At 50.7% G+C, this 2,477-nt stretch carries 1 rRNA gene; it reads left to right on the forward strand.

The features are described 5' to 3' along the window. Positions 1-56: 56 nt before the first annotated feature. Positions 57-2,477 (forward strand): 23S ribosomal RNA (locus D5I41_RS21160); the annotation flags it as partial.

Below are 2,477 nucleotides of genomic sequence, written 5' to 3' on the forward strand. Positions count from 1 at the left end.
CGTCATACTGCAGCGTAGCAACTGCATTGCGTAAGCAAGACCCTTTGGGGTTGTATGGTTAAGTGACTAAGCGTACACGGTGGATGCCTTGGCAGTCAGAGGCGATGAAAGACGTAATAACTTGCGATAAGCCCAGATTAGGTAGTAATAACCATTTGAGTCTGGGATTTCTGAATGGGGAAACCCACGTGCATAAGCACGTATCGTTATGTGAATACATAGCATAACGAGGCAAACTCGGGGAACTGAAACATCTAAGTACCCGAAGGAAGAGAAATCAACCGAGATTCCGAAAGTAGCGGCGAGCGAAATTGGATTAGCCCTTAAGCTTTTAATGCGTCAGGTGAAGAGTCTGGAAAGTCTCGCAGTAAAGGGTGATAGCCCCGTAACCGACAACGCATTTTAAGTGAAAACGAGTAAGGCGGGACACGTGATATCCTGTTTGAACATGGGGGGACCATCCTCCAAGGCTAAATACTACTGACTGACCGATAGTGAACCAGTACCGTGAGGGAAAGGCGAAAAGAACCCCTGTGAGGGGAGTGAAATAGAACCTGAAACCGTGTACGTACAAGCAGTAGGAGCGCCTCGAAGCGTGACTGCGTACCTTTTGTATAATGGGTCAGCGACTTAATTTTAGTAGCAAGGTTAACCGTATAGGGGAGCCGTAGGGAAACCGAGTCTTAACTGGGCGTCGAGTTGCTAGAATTAGACCCGAAACCAGGTGATCTAGCCATGGGCAGGTTGAAGGTTGAGTAACATCAACTGGAGGACCGAACCGACTAATGTTGAAAAATTAGCGGATGACTTGTGGCTAGGGGTGAAAGGCCAATCAAACCTGGAGATAGCTGGTTCTCCCCGAAAGCTATTTAGGTAGCGCCTCGGACGAATACCAATGGGGGTAGAGCACTGTTAAGGCTAGGGGGTCATCCCGACTTACCAACCCTTTGCAAACTCCGAATACCATTGAGTACTATCCGGGAGACACACGGCGGGTGCTAACGTCCGTCGTGGAGAGGGAAACAACCCAGACCGCCAGCTAAGGTCCCAAAGTATAGCTAAGTGGGAAACGATGTGGGAAGGCTCAGACAGCCAGGATGTTGGCTTAGAAGCAGCCATCATTTAAAGAAAGCGTAATAGCTCACTGGTCGAGTCGGCCTGCGCGGAAGATGTAACGGGGCTAAGCTATACACCGAAGCTGCGGCTGCATACTTTTGTATGCGGGGTAGGGGAGCGTTCTGTAAGCGGTTGAAGGTGGTCTGTAAGGGCTGCTGGACGTATCAGAAGTGCGAATGCTGACATGAGTAACGATAAAGGGGGTGAAAAACCCCCTCGCCGGAAGACCAAGGGTTCCTGTCCAACGTTAATCGGGGCAGGGTAAGTCGACCCCTAAGGCGAGGCCGAAAGGCGTAGTCGATGGGAAACGGGTTAATATTCCCGTACTTCTTATAATTGCGATGGGGGGACGGAGAAGGCTAGGTGGGCCTGGCGATGGTTGTCCAGGTTCAAGTATGTAGGCGGAAAGTTTAGGTAAATCCGGACTTTCTTAACGCTGAGATACGATGTCGAGCTGCTACGTGCAGTGAAGTCATTGATGCCATGCTTCCAGGAAAAGCCTCTAAGCTTCAGATTATAAGAAATCGTACCCCAAACCGACACAGGTGGTCGGGTAGAGAATACCAAGGCGCTTGAGAGAACTCGGGTGAAGGAACTAGGCAAAATGGTACCGTAACTTCGGGAGAAGGTACGCTCTTGGCGGTGAAGTCCCTTGCGGATGGAGCTACTAGGAGTCGCAGATACCAGGTGGCTGCAACTGTTTATTAAAAACACAGCACTGTGCAAAATCGTAAGATGACGTATACGGTGTGACGCCTGCCCGGTGCCGGAAGGTTAATTGATGGGGTTAGACTTCGGTCGAAGCTCTTGATCGAAGCCCCGGTAAACGGCGGCCGTAACTATAACGGTCCTAAGGTAGCGAAATTCCTTGTCGGGTAAGTTCCGACCTGCACGAATGGCGTAATGATGGCCACGCTGTCTCCACCCGAGACTCAGTGAAATTGAAATCGCTGTGAAGATGCAGTGTACCCGCGGCTAGACGGAAAGACCCCGTGAACCTTTACTACAGCTTGGCACTGAACATTGACCCTACATGTGTAGGATAGGTGGGAGGCTTTGAAGACGGTACGCTAGTATCGTTGGAGCCGTCCTTGAAATACCACCCTTGTATGCTTGATGTTCTAACGTCGGTCCCTTATCGGGATTGCGGACAGTGCCTGGTGGGTAGTTTGACTGGGGCGGTCTCCTCCCAAAGAGTAACGGAGGAGCACGAAGGTGGGCTAAACACGGTTGGACATCGTGTGGTTAGTGCAATGGCATAAGCCCGCTTGACTGCGAGAATGACAATTCGAGCAGGTGCGAAAGCAGGTCATAGTGATCCGGTGGTTCTGAATGGAAGGGCCATCGCTCAACGGATAAAA

Origin of the sequence: Vibrio superstes, assembly GCF_003569005.1 — a bacterium.
GTDB lineage: Bacteria > Pseudomonadota > Gammaproteobacteria > Enterobacterales > Vibrionaceae > Vibrio > Vibrio superstes.